A 20,599-nucleotide genomic window follows, 5' to 3' on the forward strand; every position below is an offset into this window, starting at 1 on the left:
CACGGCGCTCACGCGAGGCCCTCGTCCGAGGTGTCGGGGCGCACGGGAGGGCGCTCTGAGGCAGGGCTCGCGAGCACGGTTTCGCCACGCAGGAACAGGCGCGACAAGGCGGCTGCCACCTGAGGGCGAGTGTGCGCATCGGCACTGTGCAATTCGGCCATGGCGCCGTGCAGCATCTTCTGGGTCAAGCCGCGCGACAGGGCTTCCAGCACGGCTTCGATGTCATCGCCCTTGCTCAGCATCTTGCGTGCGCGGGCCAGTTCGGTGGCGCGCCAGTCGTCGGCTTGGGCGTGCAGTGCCTTGATCAGGGGCACCGTGGTGCGCTGGTCCAGCCAGTGAACAAAGCCTTGCACCCCGGTTTCGATGATGGCCTCGGCCTGGGCCACCGCTGCCTGACGCTTTTCGCCAGCGGTTTGCACCATGGTTGACAAGTCATCCACGGTGTAGAGGTAGACGTCACCCAGTCGACCCACTTCGGGTTCGATGTCGCGGGGCACAGCCAGGTCCACCATGAACATGGGGCGACGCTTGCGAGCCTTCAATGCGCGCTCGACCGCACCCAGACCGATGATGGGCAGGCTGCTGGCGGTGCAGGACACCACGATGTCAAATTCGTGCAGGCGCTGGGGCAGGTCGGCCAAACGCATGGCTTGAGCGCCCAGATGGGTGGCCAGCTTTTCGCCACGCTCCAGCGTGCGGTTGGCTACGGCCATGCCACGTGGATTGCGCGCGGCAAAGTGCGTGGCGGTGAGCTCGATCATTTCGCCTGCGCCCACAAAGAGCACACGCGTTTTGCTCAGGTCTTCAAAGAGTTGCGACGCCAGGCGAACTGCGGCGGCGGCCATGCTGATGGAGTGCGCCCCGATTTCGGTCGAGGAGCGAACTTCTTTGGCCACGGCAAAACTGCGCTGGAACAACTGGTGCAGTGTCGTGCCCAGGGTGCCGGCATTGTCGGCTTCGCGGACCGCTTGCTTCATCTGCCCCAGGATCTGAGGCTCACCCAGGACCATGGAGTCCAGGCCACTGGCCACGCGGAACGCATGGCGTGCGGCCTGTCCGCCCTCCAGCACATAGGTGTGCCGCATCAGTTCGTCGGCAGACACCCCTCCGGTGCGGCTGAGCCAGTCCACCGCGGCGTGGCGCAGTTGGTGAATCGGGCCACCCATGCCGCCCGCTGCCACGTACAACTCGGTTCGGTTGCAGGTGGACAGCAGCGCGGCTTCAGAATGAGGGGTGCCCGTCAATTGCTGGTGCAAGGCTTGCAGCGCCGGGGCCAGTTGATCCACCGCGAATGCGAAACGGCCGCGCAGATCAACAGCGGCAGTGGTGTGGTTGAGGCCCAGGGTCAAGACGGTCATAGGCCGCGATTATAAAATCGCCCCGTTTGCATTGGGGACGAACCTGATTTTGCCCTTTGCAGGAATTTTTGGGTACGTCGCCACGAGATCGCTGCCTTTTTGATGCAGCGCAATGGCATGAGCCCCTTTTTCGCCCGCTTGCCTTGCTGGACCAATCTGCTCATGGGTTTTTTTGACGCACTCGACCACCTTGTCAACTTCCTCCTGCCCGCCTTGGGCATGGCCGTGCTCGTGCCCTCTCTGGCGCGGCTGGTCTGGTGGAAGGAACTGAAGGGCAAGGGCTGGACCTTGCAGGTCACGCGCACCGCGCTGGCCAATGGTGTGGTGTTGCTGCTCGGGCTGCTGGTGCTGGGGCGAGACGGTGCCATGATGACTTATGCCGCCTTGGTGCTGAGTTCAGCCCTGATGGTCTGGTGGACAGGACTTCGTTGACATGACCTACAGCGTCAAAGAAATTTTCTACACCCTCCAAGGCGAGGGCACCCACGCAGGCCGTCCGGCGGTGTTCTGCCGCATGGCGGGATGCAACCTGTGGACCGGCCGCGAGCAGGATCGCACCAGTGCCATCTGCCAGTTCTGCGACACCGACTTCGTGGGCACCGATGGCCTGGGTGGGGGCAAGTTCGACACAGCCCAGGCACTGGCACAGCGCATCGCCTCGTTCTGGCCGGACACCCCAGCGGGTCAACAAGGCAAGCGCTTTGTGGTGATCACAGGGGGCGAACCTCTGTTGCAGGTGGATGCCGCCCTGATTGACGCCCTGCACGCCGAGGGATTTGAAATCGCCGTCGAAACCAATGGCACCGTGGCGGCCCCGGAAGGGTTGGACTGGATTTGCGTCAGTCCCAAGGCCGGCTCGAAGCTGGTTCAGACCCGGGGGCACGAACTCAAGGTGGTGGTGCCGCAAGCTGGGTTCACTGAAGCCGACTTACTGGCCTTTGAGCAACTGGACTTTCAGCAGTGGCGTGTGCAAGCCATGGACAGCGCCCAACCAGAGGCGCGGCGTCAGGCCATGCATTGGGCCGTGCAATGGTGCCTGGATCATCCGCGCTGGATGCTCAGCGTGCAGACCCACAAATCGCTTGGCATTCGCTGAGCGCCGGAGTCACGCATCATGAATTGGGCGGAACGCAGTCGTCAGGCCGTCTGGCACCCTTGCACCCAGATGAAGGTGCACGAGCACTTTCCGCCTCGCGCCATCGTCGCGGCCGACGGCCCTTGGCTGATCGATGACCAAGGGCACCGTATCCTGGACGCGGTGAGTTCGTGGTGGGTCAATCTGTTTGGTCACAACTTCGAACCCATCAAGGCGGCGATCACCGATCAGCTTGGCAAGGTGGACCACATCATGCTGGCCGGTTTGACGCACCCGCCGGTGGTCGAATTGTCGGAACGCTTGGCTGCACTGACGGGACTTGGCCATGCCTTTTATGCCAGCGATGGAGCCAGCGCCACCGAAATCGCGCTGAAGATGAGCGCTCACAGTTGGCGCAATCTGGGGCGCGCCGAGAAGAACCAGTTCATTGGCTTGCAAGGCGGCTACCACGGTGAAACGGCCGGTGCGCTGTCGGTGACCGACATCCCCTTGTTCCGCGAAGCCTATGCGCCGTTGGTGCGTCTGAGCGCCACGCTGCCGTCCCCCGATCCTCGCCATGCGGCGCCGGGCGTCAGTGCCGAGGCCCATACGCAGTGGGCGATGGAGGCCCTGGCCAACTACCTGGCTCAGCATCACAACCAGACGGCCGCGCTGATCCTTGAGCCTTTGGTGCAAGGCGCTGCCGGCATGGCCATGTATGCCCCCGAGTACCTGGTGGCCGTGCGTGAACTCTGTGATCGCTACGAGGTGCACTGGATTGCCGATGAAATTGCCGTGGGCTTTGGCCGCACCGGCACCCTGTTTGCGCACCAGCAGGCGCGTCGCGCGGATGGCGGACACGTCACGCCCGATTTCATCTGCCTGAGCAAGGGGTTGACTGGTGGCGTCATGCCGTTGTCAGCCGTGCTCACGACGGATGCCGTGTACCAAGCGTTCTACGACGACCGCACGGTGCATGGCTTTTTGCACTCGCACTCGTACACCGGCAACCCCTTGGCTTGTCGGGCTGCGCTGGCGGTGTTGGACACCTTTGCTGAACAGGATGCGCAAGGTCGTGACGTGCTGAGTCGCAACCGTGAGGCGGCCGAGCGCTTTCACGCCTTGACAGCCCCCTTGCGGGCGCACCCGCGGGTCAAGGGGCATCGTCACCTGGGCATGATCTGGGCCTGGGACATCGATTGCCAGGAACCGACCTTTGCCGCGCGCTACCACCGGGCGGCGCTGGACGCGGGCCTGTTGCTGCGCCCCATTGGCACGACCTTGTATGTCATGCCCCCGTACGTGCTGACGGAAGCGGACCAAGCCCATCTTGCACAAGGTCTGGTGCGCGTACTGGACCACGTGCTGGCCGACATCGACGCCTTGCCGCAGGCGCAGGCACCGGTCGTGCCTGTCCCTTGAGCCATCATGGATGGAGTCTCTGTGAAGCCCTTGTCGCCAGCCTATTTCATCACCGGAACCGACACCGGCGTGGGCAAGACCCGCACCAGTTGTGCCCTGATCCATGCCCTGCGGCACGCGGGTCATGCCAAGGTGGTGGGCATGAAGCCCGTGGCTGCCGGATGCGACTGGGTGGACGAAACTGCCACTCAGCCTGGTCACTGGCTCAATGAAGACGTGGCCGCCATGCGTGCAGCCTCCAGCTTGCTTGTGCCTGCGTCGTTCGACAATCCGTATGCCTTGCCAGACGCGGTCTCACCGCACATCGCCGCCCGGCGCGCTGGTGTGGTGATCGAACTGGATCATCTGGAAGCCTCCTTTCATGCACTGCGCAGCCACGCCGACGCCGTGGTGGTGGAGGGAGCGGGCGGCTTCATCGTGCCTTTTTGCGAACCCGATCCTGACCTGGGGGGGGACTGGGCCACCAGTGCCGATCTGGCTCAACGTTTGCGCTTGCCCATCATCCTCACGGTGGGGGTGAGGTTGGGGTGTCTGAACCATGCCCTGTTGACGCAAGAGTCCATCTTGTCGCGTGGCTTGCACTTTGCCGGCTGGGTGGCCAATGTGGTCGATCCCGACATGCCCGAACAGGCTGCCAACCTGGCGACCTTGCAAGCCCGCTTGCGCGCTCCCATGCTGGCCCATTGGCCTTGGGACCCGTTGGCCACGCCTGCGGATCTGGCGCACCGACTGACTTTGCCTTGATATCCGATTGACCATGCAAACCCGTTTGACCCGCCTGCTCGGCATTCAGCATCCCATCGTCCTGCCAGGGATGACCTACATCGCCGTGCCGCGTCTGGTGGCCGCCGTGAGCAATGCCGGTGGGCTGGGCATTTTGGCATCGGGGGCGCTGTCGCCCGACGAGTGCCGCGCGGCCATCCGCGAAGTGCGCCGCCTTACCGACAAGCCGTTTGGTGTGGGGTGCAGCCTGATGTTGCCGGGTGCAGCCGAGTGCGCCAAAGTGGCGCTGGAAGAAAAGGTGCCCGTCATCAACGTGTCGATGGGCAAAGGCGAGTGGGTCACAGAAGCCGCGCATGCCTATGGTGGCAAGGTGGTGGCCACGGTATCCACCGAAGCCCACGCGCGGTCGGCACTGGCGGCCGGTGTGGACGGACTGATCGTGACCGGGCATGAGGCGGCAGCCCACGGTGGCAAGGTCACCTCCATGGTGTTGATCCCGGCAGTGCGAGACATGACCGATCTGCCCATCATTGCAGCGGGTGGTTTTGCCGATGGCCGGGGGTTGATAGCGGCGCTGGCGCTGGGCGCCGATGCGGTGGCCATGGGTACGCGCTTTGCCAGTTCATTGGAAAGTCCCATGCATGCCGAGACCAAGCAACTGGTGCGCCGCAAAGAGGCGGAAGAGACCATTTACTCGTCGAACTTCGACACATTCCCGTGTCGCGTCATGCGTACGCCCGGTGGGCGCAAGTACACGGCTCGCAAGCTCAGCCCGCCCGTGGCCATCACCCGTTCGCTGGCGGCCGCGCGCGAACTCAACACACCGCTGACCGCCCTGGCCAAGGACGCCATGGGCCAAGGTCTGGTTGGGGCCGTCAAGGTGGCGTATTTTGGTGCTGCCACCCTGGCCATGCGAAAAGCCATCCACGAGGCGAACCACGAGGATGGCGTGCAACTGATCGGTCAGTCACAAGGACTGGTCCACGACATCGCCAGTGTGGCCGACATCGTGGACCGCGTCATGAAGCAGGCGCAGAGCGTGGCGACCAGCCTCTCTGCGCTGCAGACCGCCTCCTGAGCAGGTAGAGGCGGTCGACCCCAAACGTTTACTCGTCGCGACCGCCCAGACCGAACAGCATCAGCAGGCTGGTGAACAGGTTGTAGATTGAGACGAACAGGCTGACGGTGGCCATCACGTAGTTGGTCTCGCCACCATTGACGATGCGGCTGGTCTCGAACAGGATCATGCCACTGGCGATCAGAACGAACAGGCCCGACACGGCCAGGCTCAGGGCGGGCACTTCAAAGAAGATTGCGCCCAGACCCAGCACCACACCGACCAGCGAGCCCACGAACAAGAACTTGCCCATGAAGCTGAAGTCGCGCTTGGTGACCAAGGCCACAGCCGACAAGCCCAGGAAAGCCGCAGCGGTGGCGGCCAGGGCATGGGTGATGGCCGAGGCGCCGCCGGGAATAGACATGACCGCATTGAGCGTGGGGCCCAGGGTGTAGCCCATGAAGCCGGTCAGGGCGAACACAGCCACCACACCCTTGCCGCTGTTGGCGAACTTGTTGACCAGGAAGAACAGGCCGTAGAAACCCACCAGGGTCAGGATCAGACCGGGCGCGGGCCAGTTGAAGGCCATGGCGGCGCCGGCGGTGGCGGCACTGAAGGCCAGGGTCAGGCCCAGCAGGGCATAGGTGTTGCGCAGCACGCGTTGCGCGCTGGCAGGCATCACGGTGGTGACGTCGCCCATCGACAGGGTGCGTGAGTTGGAATGGTCGTAGGACATGGTGTCTTCTCCTCAAACACGGGTGGTTCGCATTGGAGCCACTCCGGATGATTGGCATTGTGAGGACTTCATCATTTCGGGTAAATTCGAATTTATGAAGCCAATCATTCGATAAAACCGATATGAACTACAAACACCTGCAGTACTTCTGGACCGTGGCCAGAATGGGTGGCGTGGTGAAGGCCAGTGAACACCTGCACGTCACGCCCCAGACCATCAGCGGACAGATCCAGTTGCTGGAGGACCATTTCGGGCGTCCCCTGTTCCAGAAAAAGGGGCGCAAGCTGGAGTTGACGGAAACAGGCCAGCTGGCCTTCAGCTATGCCCAGGACATCTTCAACCTCGGGGCAGAGCTGGATCAGGTGGTGCGTCAGCCGCGCGGTGTGGCGCGGCCCATCGAGTTGCGCGTGGGGCTGGCCGACGCGGTGCCCAAGCTGGTCGCCTGCCGTTTGCTGGAGCCCGTGCTGCACAGCACGCAGCGGTTCAAGGTGGTGTGCCGGGAGTGGAAGCTCGACAGCTTGCTGGCCGAGTTGGCCGTGCATCGACTGGATCTGGTGCTGTCAGACACCCCCTTGCCACCGACGCTGAGTGTGCAGGGCTTCAATCACCGGCTGGGCGGTTCGACCGTGGGCTTTTATGCCACGCCGGCCTTGCTGCCCAAGATCAAGGGCGGCTTTCCGGCCTGTCTGGACGATGTGCCCTTGCTGATTCCGGGTACCGAGTCCGCACTGGGGGTCAAGCTGCTGCAATGGCTGGGCAAGCACAAACTCAAACCGCAGGTCGTGGGCGAGTTTGACGATGGTGCCTTGCTGCAGGCACTGGGCCAGCATGGTCATGGCGTGTTCATGGCTCCCATGGTGCTGGATGAGGAAGTGCGTCGCCAATATGGCGTGCACCTGGTGGGCGAGGCGCAGGACCTCATCGAAGAGTTTTACGTGATCACGGTGGACCGCCGTTTGACCCACCCTGGTGTGGCTGCCATCGCCCAAGCGGCCCGTGAGGGACTGTTTGCGGCGTGGAGTCGCTGAGCCGCGCGCATGAAAAGGGGCTCCGAGGAGCCCCTTTGCTTGGGTCTGATGTCGATGGGCTTCAGGCCACGATCATTTCGGCACGCAGGGAGTGCGGGAAGGCCTTGGTGATCTTCACGTCGATCAACTGACCCACCAGGCGGTCGCGCAGGGCTTGCGTGGGACCGGCCGGGAAGTTGACGATACGGTTGCACTCGGTGCGGCCCATCAGCTCGGAGGGGTCCTTGCGGCTGGGGCCTTCCACCAGGATGCGCTGGGTCTTGCCCACCAGGGCCTCGCTGTAGCGCAGCACATTGGCTTCCAGGTAGGCCTGCAGGGTTTGCAGGCGCTTGAGCTTGACCTCATACGTAGCATCATCCTGCAGCGAGGCGGCCGGCGTACCGGGGCGGGCGCTGTAGATGAAGCTGAAGGATGCATCGAACTCCAGGTCGGTGGCCAACTTCATGAGCTTGTCGAAGTCTTCATCGGTTTCACCGGGGAAGCCGACGATGAAGTCGGTCGACAGGCTGATGTCGGGGCGAACCGCGCGCAGCTTGCGGATGGTGCTCTTGTATTCCAGCGCCGTGTAGCCGCGCTTCATGGCCATCAGGATGCGGTCCGAGCCGTGCTGAACTGGCAGGTGCACGTGGTTGACCAACTTGCTGGTCTTGCCGTAGACGTCGATCAGGCGTTGGCTGAACTCGTTGGGGTGGCTGGTGGTGAAGCGGATGCGCTCGATGCCGGGGATCTCGGCCACGTACTCCAGCAACATGGCGAAATCGGCGATCTCGGTGGTGTCGCCCATCTTGCCGCGGTAGCCATTCACGTTCTGGCCCAGCAGGGTGATTTCCTTGACGCCCTGGTCGGCCAGGTCTGCGACTTCGGTCAGCACGTCCTCGAAGGGGCGCGAGACCTCTTCACCGCGGGTGTAGGGCACCACACAGTAGCTGCAGTATTTGGAGCAGCCTTCCATGATCGACACAAAGGCCGAAGCGCCTTCTTTGCGGGGCGGTGGCAGGTGGTCGAACTTTTCGATTTCGGGGAAGCTGATGTCGACCTGCGGACGCTTGAGTTCCTGACGCTTTTCCAGCATGGCAGGCAAGCGGTGCAGGGTTTGCGGGCCGAACACCACGTCCACATAGGGCGCGCGTTCGATGATCGCGGCGCCTTCCTGGCTGGCCACGCAACCGCCCACGCCAATCATCACACCCTTTTCTTTGAGGTGCTTGACGCGGCCGAGGTCGCTGAACACCTTCTCTTGTGCCTTTTCGCGGATGGAGCAGGTGTTGAAGAGGATCAGGTCGGCTTCTTCGGGGTTGTCAGTGGGCTCGTAGCCCTTGGCAGCATTCATGACGTCGGACATCTTGTCCGAGTCATATTCGTTCATCTGGCACCCATAGGTCTTGATGTAGACCTTCTTGGTCTGTGCGTCGGTACTCATGTGCAGGCGAGGATCAGGACTTGGTCCAGGTGGAAGTGATGGGATCAAAGGTCCACTTGGCGGCTTCTTCCGCCGTAGTGGGCCACACGCGCGCGATTTCATCGCTGCGCAACACCCAGACGTTGAAAAGCAGACCGTAGGGGTCCAGCGTGTAGTTGACTTTCAGCTTTTGCCCCGCCAGCGTGCCGGACAGCACCAGCATGTTGTTGGTGTCACGGATGCGGGCACCGGGTGCGAGACGCATGGCCTTGCCGTTGAGGGTCACTTCGGGTGGTTGGCCGAACGTGGCCTCGCCCCGCAGCGAATGGGTGGGCAGCGCGCGGGCGATTTGGGCGCTGGCCATGACAGGCACAGCCAAGGCCACGGTGGCCAGGGCCATCGAGAGACAGCGGGGCATGGTGTAGATCCAGGGGCTGTTGATCGGACTGACGATTTTACCTGTGCCCCTGAACCGCTGTGTCGGAATCTTCAGCCGAGGGGGGCTGCGTGGTTCAGGTCCGCCAGGCGTTCGGGGGTGCCCACGTCCGTCCACGGTCCGGTGTACACGGTGCCGCTGAGTCGGCCCGCATCAATGGCGAGTTCCAGGCAGGGGCGCAGGGCGGCCTTCTCACCCACCGTTAAGTGGTTCACCATGGCGGGGCGATACAGCCCAATCGTCGAGTAGGTGTATGTCGGGGTGCCGGCCGCGGCCTGATCTTTGCGCAGGACGCGTCCATCGGGCGTCAGAGCAAAGTCGCCTTGGGGCACGTGCGGTGGATTGGGGACCAGCCACATGCGGCCCCAGTCTGCCTGGGACTTGAAGGCTTCGGCGGCCGTTGCATCAAACCGGAAGCCGGGCACAAACACATCCCCGGCCAGCACCCAGAACGCGTCCCCCAGCAGTGGCAGTGCCTTGGCCATGCCACCGGCGGTTTCGAGGGCGCCACCATGGTCGCGGCCCTCGTGCGAGTAGTGAATGCGCAGGCCCCAGCGTGTGCCATCGCCCAGCGTGGGCTCAAACTGTTCTTCCAGGTAGGCGGTGTTGATGACCACCTGCGTCACGCCGTCGCGTGCGAGGGCTTCCAGGTGCCACTCAATCAGCGGCTTGCCTTGCACGTGCAGAAGGGGCTTGGGCGTGTGGTCGGTCAGGGGGCGCATGCGCTCCCCACGACCGGCAGCCAAGATCAATGCGGACAGCTGAGACATGTGTGTAGGGCTCGGTGGAGACAGCCCTGGATTGTCCTTGAATCAGGGATGCAGGTTGCCCTGCAGCCACGTCACCAAATCGTTCGGCAACATCGGTTTGCCGTAAAGCCAGCCTTGCCCTTCATCGCACCCGAGGGCGAGCAAGGTGTTGCGCTGGACCTCGGTCTCGACGCCTTCGGCAATCACCTTCATGCCTTGGCTGTGGCCCAGGTTGACCACCATGCGGGCGATGCTGACATCGCGGTCGAGTTCGGCCACGAAGCTGCGGTCGATCTTCAGTCGCGCAGCGGGCAGGTGACGCAGGACGCTGAGGGACGAGAAACCCGTCCCGAAGTCATCAATGGCCACCGTGAGTCCCAAGGCGCGAATCTCTTCCAGTCGACGACGGATGAGATTGATGTCTTCTGCGGCCATGGATTCGGTGATTTCCAACTCCACGGAGTCGGAGCGAACATCGGTTTCAGCCAGGGTGTTGGCCAGCAGCGGGATGAAATCAGGTTCTCTGAGCTGGACTTGCGACACGTTGACGGCCATGGTCAGCTCGGTGAACCCCATGTCATGCAGACGCTTGAGTTGGGTACAGGCGCTGTGCATCACAAAGGTGCCCAGCACCATCATCAGACCGGCTTGTTCGGCCACCGGGATGAACTGGTCGGGTGGCACCATGGTGCCGTCAGGTTGTCGCCAGCGGAGCAGGGCTTCCATGCCGATGGCTTGCCTTGTCTGGAGATCGACTTTGGGCTGGTAGACGGCAAACAACTGCGGGGACCCCGTGGCCGCACGCAAGCTGTTGAGCAACTGCATGCGCGCACGCGCGGCATGCCCCATCTCTTCTGAAAAATAGCAAGTGGAACCGCGCTGTTGCAACTTGGCGCGTTTCAGTGCCAGGTGCGCATCCTTGAGCAGATCCGGTCCGCGTTCTTCGTGTTCGTCCAGGCGGACCAGGCCAATCGTGACCGAGATGCGAACCGATTGACCGTTCACCTGCAGCGGCGTGCTGAAGAGGTGCAGCAAGGTATCGCCTGACACCTCATGCGACGGCCCCAGTGCTGCAAACACATCGGCACTGATGCGGGCAATGTGGCAGTGGGGTCCGAGTCCATCGTGCAGGCGCGTGGACACCGCGCGCAGCACATTGTCGCCAAACTCATGCCCCAGCATGTCATTGATGGAGGCAAAGCCATCAATGTCCAGCACGCCGACGGTCAGGGGTGTAGGCGCCACGGTCAGCCTTGAAAGCTGCTGCAGGAACTGGTTGAGATTGGCAATCCGCAGCAGGGGGTCGACGTAGGCTTGGTCGACCAGTCGGCCGTACAGCAAGACATTTTCAAAGCCTGCAGACATGGACGAGCAAAACACCTCGACCAGATGGCGATCAAGGGGCGGCAGATCGTCAGGGTGATCAATGTAGGCAGCCAGCCCTCGGCCATCAGAGGTGGCAAAGTACAAAACCATGCCTTGGCAGAACAGGCTGCGACGTTCTCGCAAACATTGCTCCAAGGCTGCTTGAACTTGAGGGATGCCCAGTTCGTCCAGGGGACGCTGGATGAGTTCGCCGTAGTGACCTGCGGCCGCAATCACGCGCGCCGGGTCTCCGCTGTTTTCCAGGCCGGCCTGCGCGCAGATGAGGCCTTCTGGGCGCATGCCCAGTAAGGCACACAACTGGTTGACCACACCTTCGGCGAACAACTGCATGCCGTGCAGCTTGCTGAGTTCGGTACTGGCGCGGACCACCATCTCCAACCCTCGGCGGGTCTGTTCATGCGTGCGCATCTGCCGATAGGCGCGCAATGCGGTGGTGAGGCTGGTGAACAGGCGAACCCGTGTCAGCTCCGACTTGGTTCGGTAGTCATTGATGTCGTAATTGCGGATGGTCTCCAACTCGGGGGCGTAACCCGGTTGACCGGTCCGCAGCACGATGCGCAGTGCTTCCCGCCCCAGCTTGTGGCGAACTTCGCCCACCAACTGCAGGCCGGCATCTTCGGACTCCATGACCACGTCCAGCAGCATGACGGCGATGTCGTCGTGCGTTTGCACCAGGTCAAATGCTTCCTGGCGCGAGTACGCGTGGTGGATGTAGAGCGCGCGACCTTCAATCAGCAGGTCACGCAGCGCCATTTCGGTGGCCTGGTGGACGTCGGCATCATCGTCCACCACCAGAATCTGCCAGGCGTTGTGAGCGATGGCGGGTGCGGTGCTCACCTCGCCATCATCTTCGATTAAGACGAGTAAATCGTCGTCGGCACCGTTGGGTGTGGCGCCGATTTCTGTTGAGGACGATTGATGTGTGCGATCACTCATGTCCGGGTGTCGTCTGACGAGAAATGGATCACGTCACTATATGTCGCCCGGGCCCGTCGCGTATGCGGAATGACGCGAACCTGTCGTCATCATTCGCAAAAACAGGGCGGGAGCCCCCAAGAGTGGGAAGCTTGCGCCCTGTGTGGTGTTGACCTTTTCGGACTCAGGAGCGATTGCCGTAGCGTCGCTTCATCGTGGTGATGTGAGAAATCACCTCGGTGGAAATTTCCGAGAACGGGGACCCGGAGTCAATGAGTGCGGAGGCCTCGCTGTAATCCCGCGCATTGATCTTGCGGGCGACATCGGAGGCAGTCTTGTGGAACTGCGCGTGCGTGGTCTGCAGCTTCACAAACTCTGGCTTGGAGCCCCAGCGCGAGCCGCCTGGGCCGTGAATCCATTTGCCCAGCGCGCAGCGATCATCTCGGCACAGTGTCTCAGCGTCCAGCGTCGTTTGTTCGCTGATGGCTGCACGCAGTTTGACCTTCCATTGTCGATGGGCGTCAACCGCCGCGTCGAAGTCGAATTTGTCTGCGCTGACCTCTGCTCGCTCCTTCAGGCGAACATGTGCGGGCAACTTGAAACGGGCGACTTCTTCGGCCAGCGCGAAAGCCTGATCACGCATGGCGGACGAGGCTGCTGCGGTCTCTTCGACCAGGGCCGCGTTTTGTTGCGTCATCCGATCCAGTTCGTTGACAGCGGTGCCAATTTGCTCGATGCCTTGGTGCTGTTCGCGTGCCCCCGTGACCACGTTTTGCAGCAACTGGCGGACCATCACCGACGAATCCACGATCTCGGAGATAGTCTTGCCCGCGCTGCGAACCACGGCTGTGCCGGTTTCCACCTGTTCGACGCTCTTGCCGAGAATGGTGCGAATCTCTCGTGATGCTTCCGCGCTTCGTTGTGCCAGAGTGCGCACCTCAGCCGCAACCACGGCAAAGCCGCGACCTTGTTCACCGGCTCGCGCGGCTTCCACCGCAGCATTCAATGCCAGGATGTTGGTCTGGAAGGCGATGCCGTCGATCGTGGTGATGATTTCGCCAATCCGTGCAGACGATGCCTGGATGTTCTCCATGGTCGAGACCACGTTGATCATGGCTTGGCCACCTTGCTCGGCGATTTCGGCATTGCGCTCAGCAACGCGACTGGCTTCCTGCGTGTGATCGGCTGTGTTGCGCACCGTGGAGGAGATCTCCTCCATCGATGCGGCGGTTTCTTCCAGGTTGGCTGCAGCCTGTTCAGTGCGGCTGGACAGGTCCATGGCACCGCTGGCGATCTCGCTGCTGGAATGCACGATCTCCCCGCTGGACTGACGTACCTGAAGCACCATGTGACGCAGCGAGTCCTGCATGGTTTGCAGCTCGACCATCAGGTCTGCTGCCTCGTCTTTGCCCCAGGGGTGCGGTTCGGTGGTCAGGTCACCGTCGGTGATGGCGCGAAGGTGGCGTCGGGTTTCCTTCAGGCCGCCGTCCATCACTTTGTAGAACGATACGAACAAATAGAAGACGATCACGACGCCGAGGCCGACGATGCTGCCCACAATGGTGACGTTTGCGCGAAGTGCGGCGTACAGGTCATCGACGAATGCACCGGTGCCGACCACCCAGCCCCATTGAGGGAAGCCCTGTACGTAGGCGAATTTGTCGACCGGGATCGATCCACCTGGCTTGGGCCATTGGTATTCGACGTAGCCATTGCCTCGCTCGTGAACTCGCGCAATGAACTCCTGGAACAAGGCCACGCCGTTGGGATCCTTCATGTCCAGCACGACTTTGCCATTGAGGTCTTGCTTGGACGGGTGCATCAACATGCGCCCGTCCATGTCGTTGATCCAGAAATAGTTGTCGCGGTCGTAGCGCAGTTTTGCAATCTGTGACTTGGCAAACGCCTGCGCATCTTCCCGCGTCATCTTGCCGGACTGCTCTTGCTCGTAAGCCCAACTCAGGGTCCCGATCGCCAGTTCAACCTTCTCTTTCAGGGCGTCGCGGCGTTCTTGCTTCACGTGCAGGAAGCTGGTCTGGACCTGCCAGGCAACCAGCACCACAAATGGCAGGAACAGCACAACCGAAATCAGCCAGGCCTTGTAAGAAAAGGGGAGTTGGCGAAACAGTCTGATGCCAGGGGCCCAGAAGCCGTGATGCTCAAAAAAGCCTGCTTTGGAATCGTCAGCAGCAGTACCTACGGTGGCGCCCACCGAGGGCTCATACGCAATCATCTTCATCGGACTACTTCTATGTGACAGTGGGTGGCGTTTTATGAGCGCCAGCGACATTTAGTGATCGGTGCAAATGAGGCAACCTTGAGCCCGGGATTGCCTTAATCCGGATCAATTTGCGGCAACGCAAAGTGTGTTGGAACGGGATGCCCAGGTTTTGGCGACAGCGCGGCGACATCCGCCAAACACCCGCAAAGCAAAAAGCCACCGCTAGGGTGGCTTTCGCAGCGAAGTGACTGATTCACTTGGCTTTATTTTGGTGGCGCTTCAGGGATTCGAACCCCGGACCTGCGGATTATGATTCCGTCGCTCTAACCGGCTGAGCTAAAGCGCCAACGAGACTGAAAGTATATGCTGAAAAATGCGCGGTGCGCAAGAGGTGTCGCAAAAAATCTGCAAAACGTGCGCTCTTGAAAACAACGCGGACGTCGCCACATGAAGTTCGCATTTGTTTCGCAACCCCTTTGTTGCTTCAGAACACGCCATGACAAAGCAAACCCATTCCTTCCAGGCCGAGGTCAAGCAACTGCTGCACTTGGTCACCCACGCGCTGTATTCCAACAAAGAGATCTTCCTGCGTGAGTTGATCTCCAACGCGTCTGACGCCTGCGACAAGCTTCGCTTCGAAGCGCTCGACGACAGTGCGCTGTATGAAGACGCACCCAATCTGGAGGTGCGCATCCTGGTTGACAAGGCCAACCGCACACTCACCATCCGCGACAACGGCATTGGCATGAGCGCCCAGGAAGCCATCGATCACCTGGGCACCATTGCCAAGTCCGGCACCAAAGAGTTCATGGGGCGCCTGTCGGGCGACCAGCAGAAAGACGCCCAACTGATTGGTCAGTTCGGCGTGGGCTTTTACAGCGGCTACATCGTGGCCGACAAGATCACGGTTGAATCACGCCGTGCAGGTCTGTCGGCCGAAGAGGGTGTGCGCTGGGTCAGCGAGGGCACTGGCGACTTTGATGTTGACGCCATCACCAAGTCCACCCGCGGCACCGACATCATCCTGCACCTGCGCGAAGGTGAGGATGAATACCTCGCCGCCTGGAAGCTGCGCAGCATCATCGGCAAGTACTCGGATCACATCTCGCTGCCCATCCTGATGCAAAAAGAGGAGTGGGACAAAGACAGGGGCGAATACGTGGCCCAAGACGAGTGGGAGACCGTCAACAAGGCGGCGGCCCTGTGGACCCGCGCCAAGAGCGACATCACGCCCGAGCAGTACCACGAGTTTTACAAGCAGATCAGCCATGACAGCGAAGACCCGCTGGCCTACACCCACAACCGCGTGGAAGGCCGCAGCGAATACACGCAGTTGCTGTACGTGCCCCAAAAGGCGCCTTATGACCTGTGGAACCGCGACAAGAAGGGTGGCTTGAAGCTTTACGTCAAGCGCGTCTTCATCATGGATGACGCCGAGGCGCTGCTGCCGAACTACCTGCGCTTCGTCAAAGGGGTGATCGACTCTGCCGATCTGCCTCTCAACGTCAGCCGCGAAATCCTGCAGGAAAGCCGTGACGTCAAGGCCATTCGCGAGGGATGTACCAAGCGCGTGCTGAGCATGCTCGAAGACCTGGCGAACAACGAGGATCAAGCCAAGCGCGAGCAATATGCGGCGTTCTGGAAAGAATTTGGTTCGGTGCTGAAAGAGGGCATTGGCGAAGATTTTGCTAACCGCGAGCGTCTGGCCAAGCTGTACCGTTTCGCGTCCACACACGACGAGTCGGGTGAGCCAACCGTGTCACTGGCGGACTATGTGTCGCGCATGAAGGATGGGCAGGACGCCATCTATGTCATCACGGCCGACAGCTTGGTTGCTGCCAAGAACAGCCCGCAGTTGGAGGTCTTCAGGAAGAAGGGCATCGAGGTGCTGCTGCTGACGGACCGGGTCGATGAGTGGCTGCTGTCTCACCTGTATGACTTTGAGGACAAGCCGCTCCAAAACGTCACCAAGGGTGCGGTGGATCTGGGCAAGCTGCAGGACGAAGACGAAAAGAAGAAGGCCGAAGAAGCGGCAGAAACCTTCAAGCCTGTGCTGGAGCGCTTGAAAGCGGCTCTGGGTGAGCGCGCCAAGGATGTGCGTGTGACCACGCGTCTGGTGGATTCGCCTGCCTGTCTGGTGACTGAGTCGGGTGACATGAGTGCGCACCTGGCCCGTCTGCTCAAACAGGCGGGGCAGTCGGCGCCCGATGTCAAGCCGGTGCTCGAGGTCAACCCCGAGCACGCACTCGTCAAAAAGCTCGAGTCGAGCGAGCATTTTGACGACCTGGCGCACATCCTGTTTGATCAGGCCCAGCTGGCAGAAGGGGGGCAACTGGAAGATCCGGCGGCCTATGTGCGCCGCATCAATCAACTGCTCATGACGGCCGCCGTCTGAGTGGGGTGGTGAACGCGCACGGCGCGTTCCCAAAAACACAAAGCCACGTTCCTTGCGGACGTGGCTTTGTTCATTGTGGGGGCCTGATGAGTGTCAGTTGGTGGACATCAGCATCCGCAACCAATCGCTGATGTGGATGGCGCGGTACTTCACCCGGTAAATCACCTCGGCCGCCAGAGACTGCAGCGAGCTGTTGAGGTGGGTCTTCATGGTGTCGGGGGGCAGTTTCAGCCACGCTTCAGCGTCTTGCCCATCGTCATATTCCAGCGCAGCGCCGGCTTTGGTGGCAATGCGCAGCATGGGGGCGTTTTCGCTCAGTGCGTGAATCATCAGGTGACTGGCGTGTTGATTGCGAGCGTGCGTGATGGCGTGCATGAACAGGCGCAGGCCCAGGCCCTTGCCTCGCCCGGCGGGCAGCACGGACACGCCAAACTCCATGGCGCGACCCCGATGGGTGGAGTCCACGCTGCCTGCTTGCTTTTCGGGCATGGCAGCCAGGTGCGCCACCGCGACCAGATGCAGGTGCTTGTCGAAAATGCCGAAGACTTCGTCGCGCTTGAAATCGATCGAGGCCACGTACTGGGTCATTTGCTGCGTGGTGGCCTGGAAGCCAAAGCGCAGATAGCGATCATGCTCATCCAGTTGCAGCAGGTGGTCCAGGATGCGCTTGCGATGGCGTGCATGCAGATCCCGAATCGGGATCCATCCATCGGGCAGGCGCGGGCGCGCATGGGTCACCATGCCCCCTTGTGGGCCCAAGCCAAAGCGATCCAACTCTTCTGATGGTTTTGTGGCGGTCATGTCGACCCCTTTCTTGCCCAGACACCTCTGTGGCATCGGCATGTTGCGTCGCAACATGGTCAGGGTTAACCCGGATGCTAGGTGAATATTGTGCCTGTCGCAAGGCGCTTAATGCTTCAAGTTGGTGCCTGGTAGTCCAATTCTGGTCTTTTTTTGTGTTGCGTTAAGACTGGTGGGGTTGCTGCGCGTCAGGGTGCTTGCGGGCTTGATGAAAATCCAGCTAGAATGATCGATTCCCGACATGGCTGCCGGGAAGGTTGCGTTGGTGTTGGCGTTTGCTGGCGCTGAATGTGACTTGCGATTGCGGGTGCGCTGTACTTTTTTGCGCCCGTGGCTCGTTGCTTGAGAGGCCTCCACTTTCCAAGAAGAGGTGCCAATGGTGACAGTCAGCCAGTTTTTTACTTAGGAAATCTCATGAAGACCTTCAGCGCCAAGCCGGCAGAAGTGACGCACGAGTGGTTTGTGATCGACGCCACCGATAAGGTGCTCGGACGTGTCGCCAGCGAAGTGGCACTCCGTCTGCGCGGCAAGCACAAGGCCATTTATACGCCTCACGTGGACACCGGCGACTACATCGTCATCGTCAACGCCGACAAGATCCGCGTCACCGGCACCAAGGCCACCGACAAGATCTACTACCGTCACTCTGGCTTCCCTGGCGGCATCTACGCCACGAAGTTCAAGGACATGCAAGCCAAGCATCCTGGCCGCGCCATCGAGAAGGCCGTCAAGGGCATGCTGCCCAAGGGTCCTCTGGGCTACGCCATGATCAAGAAGCTGAAGGTCTACGCAGGTAGTGAGCATCCGCACACCGCCCAGCAGCCCAAGGCCCTGGAAATCTAAGGAGCGGCCACATGATTGGTAACTGGAACTATGGCACCGGCCGTCGCAAGTCGTCCGTCGCCCGCGTCTTCATCAAGAAGGGCACTGGCCAAATCATCGTCAACGGCAAGCCTGTTGAACAATATTTCGGCCGTCAGACCTCGATCATGGTCGTCAAGCAGCCTCTGGTGCTGACCAACAATGTCGAAGCTTTCGACATCAAGGTCAACGTCCACGGCGGTGGCGAATCCGGTCAAGCTGGCGCTGTGCGTCACGGCGTGACCCGTGCCCTGATCGACTACGATGCAACGCTGAAGTCCGAACTGAGCCGCGCAGGCTTCGTGACTCGCGATGCTCGTGAAGTCGAACGTAAGAAGGTCGGTCTGCACGGCGCTCGTCGTCGTAAGCAGTTCAGCAAGCGCTGATCGAACTTCCTGGACCGGTTGTGTCAAACAATCGGTTTCCAGCACCCCGCCCCAGGCCCGCGCCTCGGGCGGGTTTATTCTTTATACCTTCCTGATTTTCCTAAAGGACACCTCATGATCAAGGTCGGCATCGTCGGCGGAACCGGCTACACCGGTGTGGAGCTTCTGCGTTTGCTGTCTCAGCACCCGCAAGTCCAGATTCAGGCCATCACCTCGCGCAAAGAGGCGGGCATGCCGGTGGCTGATATGTATCCCAGCTTGCGCGGCCATGTGGATCTGGCTTTTGTGACGCCAGATGATGCCAAGCTGACGGAGTGCGATGTGGTGTTCTTTGCCACGCCCCATGGCGTTGCCATGGCGCAGGCCCGCGAGTTGCTGGCGGCCGGCGTCAAGGTGATCGACCTCGCCGCCGATTTCCGTCTGCAAGACACGGCCGAGTTCGAGACGTGGTACGGCATGGCGCACACCTGCCCGGACATCTTGTCCGAGGCCGTGTACGGTCTGCCTGAAATCAACCGCGAGGCCATCAAGCGTGCGCGCGTGATCGGCAATCCGGGCTGCTACCCCACCTCGGTGCAGTTGGGTTTTGCGCCCCTGCTCAAGAACAAGCTGATCGAGACCACGGGACTGATCGCCAACTGTGCGTCCGGCGTGTCGGGTGCAGGTCGCAAGGCCGAAGTGCACACCCTGTTGCCTGAGGCTGCAGACAACTTCAAGGCATATGGCGTGAAGGGCCATCGCCACGGTCCGGAGATCAATCAGCAGTTGCGCGCCATCGCTGGCGACAGCAGCGTCAATTGCCTGTTTGTGCCGCACCTGCTGCCCATCATCCGCGGCATTCACTCCACGCTGTATGCGCGCCTGAACAGCGCAGGGCAGGCGGCTGATCTGCAGACGGTGTTCGAAGAGGCTTACCGCGGTGAGCGTTTTGTGGATGTGCTGCCGGCTGGCAGCGCCCCGGAAACCCGCTCGGTGCGCGCCTCGAACACCGTGCGCATTGCCGTGCACCGTCCCTTGCCCGATACCGTCATGGTGCTGGTGGTGGAAGACAACCTCACCAAGGGGGCCTCGGGTCAGGCTGTGCAGTGCATGAACCTGATGTGTGGCCTCGATGAGCACCTGGGCTTGACCGGCGTGCCGGTGTTGCCCTGATGTACCGATGAATGCCCGTGTTCATGGCAAGGTCGACCCCGGCCGTGTCATGATTCGGGCTGTCCAAGACCGATTGAATTCCCCACGGAGATATCCATGAGCGCCGTTGCTGATCAAGCCGCTGAATCCTTTGCTTCCGACATGCCTGCACCCATCATCTTCACGGATGCAGCCGCTGGCAAAGTGGCTGAACTGGTGGCCGAAGAGGGCAATCCTGACCTGAAGCTGCGCGTGTTTGTGCAGGGTGGCGGTTGCTCGGGCTTTCAGTATGGTTTCACCTTCGACGAAGTCGCCAACGACGATGACACGAAGATGGAAAAGAATGGCGTGACCCTGCTGATCGATGCCATGAGCCTGCAGTACCTGGTGGGCGCTGAGATCGACTACAAGGACGATCTGGAAGGCGCGCAGTTCGTGATCCGCAATCCCAATGCGCAAACCACTTGTGGTTGCGGTTCGAGCTTCTCGGTCTAATCGACCTCGAGATGATTCGGCGTGC

Annotated in this window: 19 protein-coding genes and 1 tRNA gene; 11 read left to right on the top strand and 9 right to left on the bottom strand. The window is 61.3% G+C overall.

What is annotated here, in order from left to right; all coding sequences use genetic code 11:
* Nucleotides 1-8: 8 nt before the first annotated feature.
* Nucleotides 9-1,358 carry a glutamyl-tRNA reductase gene (hemA, locus tag ACOYNB_RS02950; RefSeq protein ID WP_422837620.1) on the bottom strand — a complete coding sequence of 450 codons (1,350 nt, stop codon included), beginning with the start codon at nucleotides 1,356-1,358 and terminating at the stop codon, nucleotides 9-11.
* A gap of 117 nt (nucleotides 1,359-1,475) precedes the next feature.
* Between hemA and ACOYNB_RS02955 the strand changes: the two genes are divergently transcribed.
* Genes ACOYNB_RS02955 through ACOYNB_RS02975 form a run of 5 tightly spaced genes read left to right on the top strand, consistent with a single transcriptional unit; the run spans nucleotide 1,476 to nucleotide 5,656 of the window.
* Nucleotides 1,476-1,790: a hypothetical protein gene (locus ACOYNB_RS02955; protein WP_422837621.1), complete on the top strand. Its 315-nt coding sequence runs from the start codon at nucleotides 1,476-1,478 to the stop codon at nucleotides 1,788-1,790.
* A 1-nt stretch (nucleotide 1,791) separates the two neighbouring features.
* Nucleotides 1,792-2,454 (top strand): 7-carboxy-7-deazaguanine synthase, encoded by a 663-nt coding sequence (gene queE / locus ACOYNB_RS02960; RefSeq protein ID WP_422837622.1) that lies wholly within the window; start codon nucleotides 1,792-1,794, stop codon nucleotides 2,452-2,454.
* Between the two features lie 18 nt (nucleotides 2,455-2,472).
* Nucleotides 2,473-3,855, top strand: coding sequence for an adenosylmethionine--8-amino-7-oxononanoate transaminase (bioA, locus tag ACOYNB_RS02965; protein WP_422837623.1), 1,383 nt, complete (start codon nucleotides 2,473-2,475; stop codon nucleotides 3,853-3,855).
* A gap of 6 nt (nucleotides 3,856-3,861) precedes the next feature.
* A complete protein-coding gene (bioD, locus tag ACOYNB_RS02970) occupies nucleotides 3,862-4,599 on the top strand; it encodes a dethiobiotin synthase (protein ID WP_422837624.1) in 738 nt (245 codons plus the stop codon).
* Nucleotides 4,600-4,612: 13 nt separating this feature from the next.
* On the top strand, nucleotides 4,613-5,656 hold the full coding sequence (locus ACOYNB_RS02975) for an NAD(P)H-dependent flavin oxidoreductase (protein WP_422837626.1): 1,044 nt from the start codon (nucleotides 4,613-4,615) through the stop codon (nucleotides 5,654-5,656).
* 28 nt (nucleotides 5,657-5,684) lie between these two features.
* Here the strand turns inward: ACOYNB_RS02975 and ACOYNB_RS02980 are convergent, their stop codons facing one another.
* Nucleotides 5,685-6,335: a Bax inhibitor-1/YccA family protein gene (locus ACOYNB_RS02980; protein ID WP_422837686.1), complete on the bottom strand. Its 651-nt coding sequence runs from the start codon at nucleotides 6,333-6,335 to the stop codon at nucleotides 5,685-5,687.
* Between the two features lie 158 nt (nucleotides 6,336-6,493).
* Between ACOYNB_RS02980 and nhaR the strand changes: the two genes are divergently transcribed.
* On the top strand, nucleotides 6,494-7,399 hold the full coding sequence (gene nhaR, locus ACOYNB_RS02985) for a transcriptional activator NhaR (RefSeq protein ID WP_422837627.1): 906 nt from the start codon (nucleotides 6,494-6,496) through the stop codon (nucleotides 7,397-7,399).
* Between the two features lie 61 nt (nucleotides 7,400-7,460).
* Here the strand turns inward: nhaR and miaB are convergent, their stop codons facing one another.
* The 6 genes from miaB to ACOYNB_RS03015 form a co-directional block, all read right to left on the bottom strand.
* Complete coding sequence (miaB, locus tag ACOYNB_RS02990) at nucleotides 7,461-8,819, bottom strand: tRNA (N6-isopentenyl adenosine(37)-C2)-methylthiotransferase MiaB (protein ID WP_422837628.1); 1,359 nt, start codon at nucleotides 8,817-8,819, stop codon at nucleotides 7,461-7,463.
* A gap of 13 nt (nucleotides 8,820-8,832) precedes the next feature.
* Nucleotides 8,833-9,216, bottom strand: a complete 384-nt coding sequence (locus tag ACOYNB_RS02995; RefSeq protein ID WP_422837629.1) for a hypothetical protein — start codon at nucleotides 9,214-9,216, stop codon at nucleotides 8,833-8,835.
* Between the two features lie 71 nt (nucleotides 9,217-9,287).
* Nucleotides 9,288-10,004, bottom strand: coding sequence for an N-acetylmuramate alpha-1-phosphate uridylyltransferase MurU (murU, locus tag ACOYNB_RS03000; RefSeq protein WP_422837630.1), 717 nt, complete (start codon nucleotides 10,002-10,004; stop codon nucleotides 9,288-9,290).
* 42 nt (nucleotides 10,005-10,046) lie between these two features.
* Nucleotides 10,047-12,305, bottom strand: coding sequence for an EAL domain-containing response regulator (locus tag ACOYNB_RS03005; RefSeq protein WP_422837631.1), 2,259 nt, complete (start codon nucleotides 12,303-12,305; stop codon nucleotides 10,047-10,049).
* Nucleotides 12,306-12,468: 163 nt separating this feature from the next.
* Nucleotides 12,469-14,523 (bottom strand): methyl-accepting chemotaxis protein, encoded by a 2,055-nt coding sequence (locus tag ACOYNB_RS03010; protein WP_422837632.1) that lies wholly within the window; start codon nucleotides 14,521-14,523, stop codon nucleotides 12,469-12,471.
* 251 nt (nucleotides 14,524-14,774) lie between these two features.
* A tRNA-Met gene (locus ACOYNB_RS03015) sits at nucleotides 14,775-14,851 on the bottom strand.
* Nucleotides 14,852-15,001: 150 nt separating this feature from the next.
* On the opposite strand from ACOYNB_RS03015, the gene htpG reads away from it, so the two are divergent.
* A complete protein-coding gene (gene htpG / locus ACOYNB_RS03020) occupies nucleotides 15,002-16,900 on the top strand; it encodes a molecular chaperone HtpG (RefSeq protein ID WP_422837633.1) in 1,899 nt (632 codons plus the stop codon).
* 93 nt (nucleotides 16,901-16,993) lie between these two features.
* Here the strand turns inward: htpG and ACOYNB_RS03025 are convergent, their stop codons facing one another.
* Nucleotides 16,994-17,701 carry a GNAT family N-acetyltransferase gene (locus ACOYNB_RS03025; protein ID WP_422837634.1) on the bottom strand — a complete coding sequence of 236 codons (708 nt, stop codon included), beginning with the start codon at nucleotides 17,699-17,701 and terminating at the stop codon, nucleotides 16,994-16,996.
* 414 nt (nucleotides 17,702-18,115) lie between these two features.
* Here ACOYNB_RS03025 and rplM point away from each other — a divergent pair, with 414 nt between their 5' ends.
* From rplM to erpA, 4 genes are all read left to right on the top strand, one after another.
* Nucleotides 18,116-18,544 (top strand): 50S ribosomal protein L13, encoded by a 429-nt coding sequence (gene rplM / locus ACOYNB_RS03030; RefSeq protein ID WP_374255921.1) that lies wholly within the window; start codon nucleotides 18,116-18,118, stop codon nucleotides 18,542-18,544.
* Between the two features lie 11 nt (nucleotides 18,545-18,555).
* The gene (gene rpsI, locus ACOYNB_RS03035) at nucleotides 18,556-18,948 is read left to right on the top strand and encodes a 30S ribosomal protein S9 (protein ID WP_374255922.1); all 393 of its coding nucleotides are present in this window, start codon (nucleotides 18,556-18,558) and stop codon (nucleotides 18,946-18,948) included.
* Between the two features lie 114 nt (nucleotides 18,949-19,062).
* Entirely contained in the window at nucleotides 19,063-20,100 is a 1,038-nt protein-coding gene (gene argC / locus ACOYNB_RS03040; protein WP_422837635.1) for an N-acetyl-gamma-glutamyl-phosphate reductase, read from the top strand.
* A gap of 96 nt (nucleotides 20,101-20,196) precedes the next feature.
* On the top strand, nucleotides 20,197-20,574 hold the full coding sequence (erpA, locus tag ACOYNB_RS03045) for an iron-sulfur cluster insertion protein ErpA (protein WP_422837636.1): 378 nt from the start codon (nucleotides 20,197-20,199) through the stop codon (nucleotides 20,572-20,574).
* Nucleotides 20,575-20,599: the final 25 nt, after the last annotated feature.

The sequence above is a fragment of the Aquabacterium sp. genome, from assembly GCF_049317225.1.
Classification (GTDB): Bacteria; Pseudomonadota; Gammaproteobacteria; order Burkholderiales; family Burkholderiaceae_C; genus Aquabacterium.

What these genes read in the sequence shown, in the direction of transcription:
- hemA (WP_422837620.1), bottom strand. Translation starts at nt 1,358, where the DNA reads ATGACCGTCTTGACCCTGGGCCTCAACCACACCACTGCCGCTGTTGAT.
- ACOYNB_RS02955 (WP_422837621.1), top strand. Translation starts at nt 1,476, where the DNA reads ATGAGCCCCTTTTTCGCCCGCTTGCCTTGCTGGACCAATCTGCTCATG.
- queE (WP_422837622.1), top strand. Translation starts at nt 1,792, where the DNA reads ATGACCTACAGCGTCAAAGAAATTTTCTACACCCTCCAAGGCGAGGGC.
- bioA (WP_422837623.1), top strand. Translation starts at nt 2,473, where the DNA reads ATGAATTGGGCGGAACGCAGTCGTCAGGCCGTCTGGCACCCTTGCACC.
- bioD (WP_422837624.1), top strand. Translation starts at nt 3,862, where the DNA reads ATGGATGGAGTCTCTGTGAAGCCCTTGTCGCCAGCCTATTTCATCACC.
- ACOYNB_RS02975 (WP_422837626.1), top strand. Translation starts at nt 4,613, where the DNA reads ATGCAAACCCGTTTGACCCGCCTGCTCGGCATTCAGCATCCCATCGTC.
- ACOYNB_RS02980 (WP_422837686.1), bottom strand. Translation starts at nt 6,335, where the DNA reads ATGGGCGACGTCACCACCGTGATGCCTGCCAGCGCGCAACGCGTGCTG.
- nhaR (WP_422837627.1), top strand. Translation starts at nt 6,494, where the DNA reads ATGAACTACAAACACCTGCAGTACTTCTGGACCGTGGCCAGAATGGGT.
- miaB (WP_422837628.1), bottom strand. Translation starts at nt 8,819, where the DNA reads ATGAGTACCGACGCACAGACCAAGAAGGTCTACATCAAGACCTATGGG.
- ACOYNB_RS02995 (WP_422837629.1), bottom strand. Translation starts at nt 9,216, where the DNA reads ATGCCCCGCTGTCTCTCGATGGCCCTGGCCACCGTGGCCTTGGCTGTG.
- murU (WP_422837630.1), bottom strand. Translation starts at nt 10,004, where the DNA reads ATGTCTCAGCTGTCCGCATTGATCTTGGCTGCCGGTCGTGGGGAGCGC.
- ACOYNB_RS03005 (WP_422837631.1), bottom strand. Translation starts at nt 12,305, where the DNA reads ATGAGTGATCGCACACATCAATCGTCCTCAACAGAAATCGGCGCCACA.
- ACOYNB_RS03010 (WP_422837632.1), bottom strand. Translation starts at nt 14,523, where the DNA reads ATGAAGATGATTGCGTATGAGCCCTCGGTGGGCGCCACCGTAGGTACT.
- htpG (WP_422837633.1), top strand. Translation starts at nt 15,002, where the DNA reads ATGACAAAGCAAACCCATTCCTTCCAGGCCGAGGTCAAGCAACTGCTG.
- ACOYNB_RS03025 (WP_422837634.1), bottom strand. Translation starts at nt 17,701, where the DNA reads ATGACCGCCACAAAACCATCAGAAGAGTTGGATCGCTTTGGCTTGGGC.
- rplM (WP_374255921.1), top strand. Translation starts at nt 18,116, where the DNA reads ATGAAGACCTTCAGCGCCAAGCCGGCAGAAGTGACGCACGAGTGGTTT.
- rpsI (WP_374255922.1), top strand. Translation starts at nt 18,556, where the DNA reads ATGATTGGTAACTGGAACTATGGCACCGGCCGTCGCAAGTCGTCCGTC.
- argC (WP_422837635.1), top strand. Translation starts at nt 19,063, where the DNA reads ATGATCAAGGTCGGCATCGTCGGCGGAACCGGCTACACCGGTGTGGAG.
- erpA (WP_422837636.1), top strand. Translation starts at nt 20,197, where the DNA reads ATGAGCGCCGTTGCTGATCAAGCCGCTGAATCCTTTGCTTCCGACATG.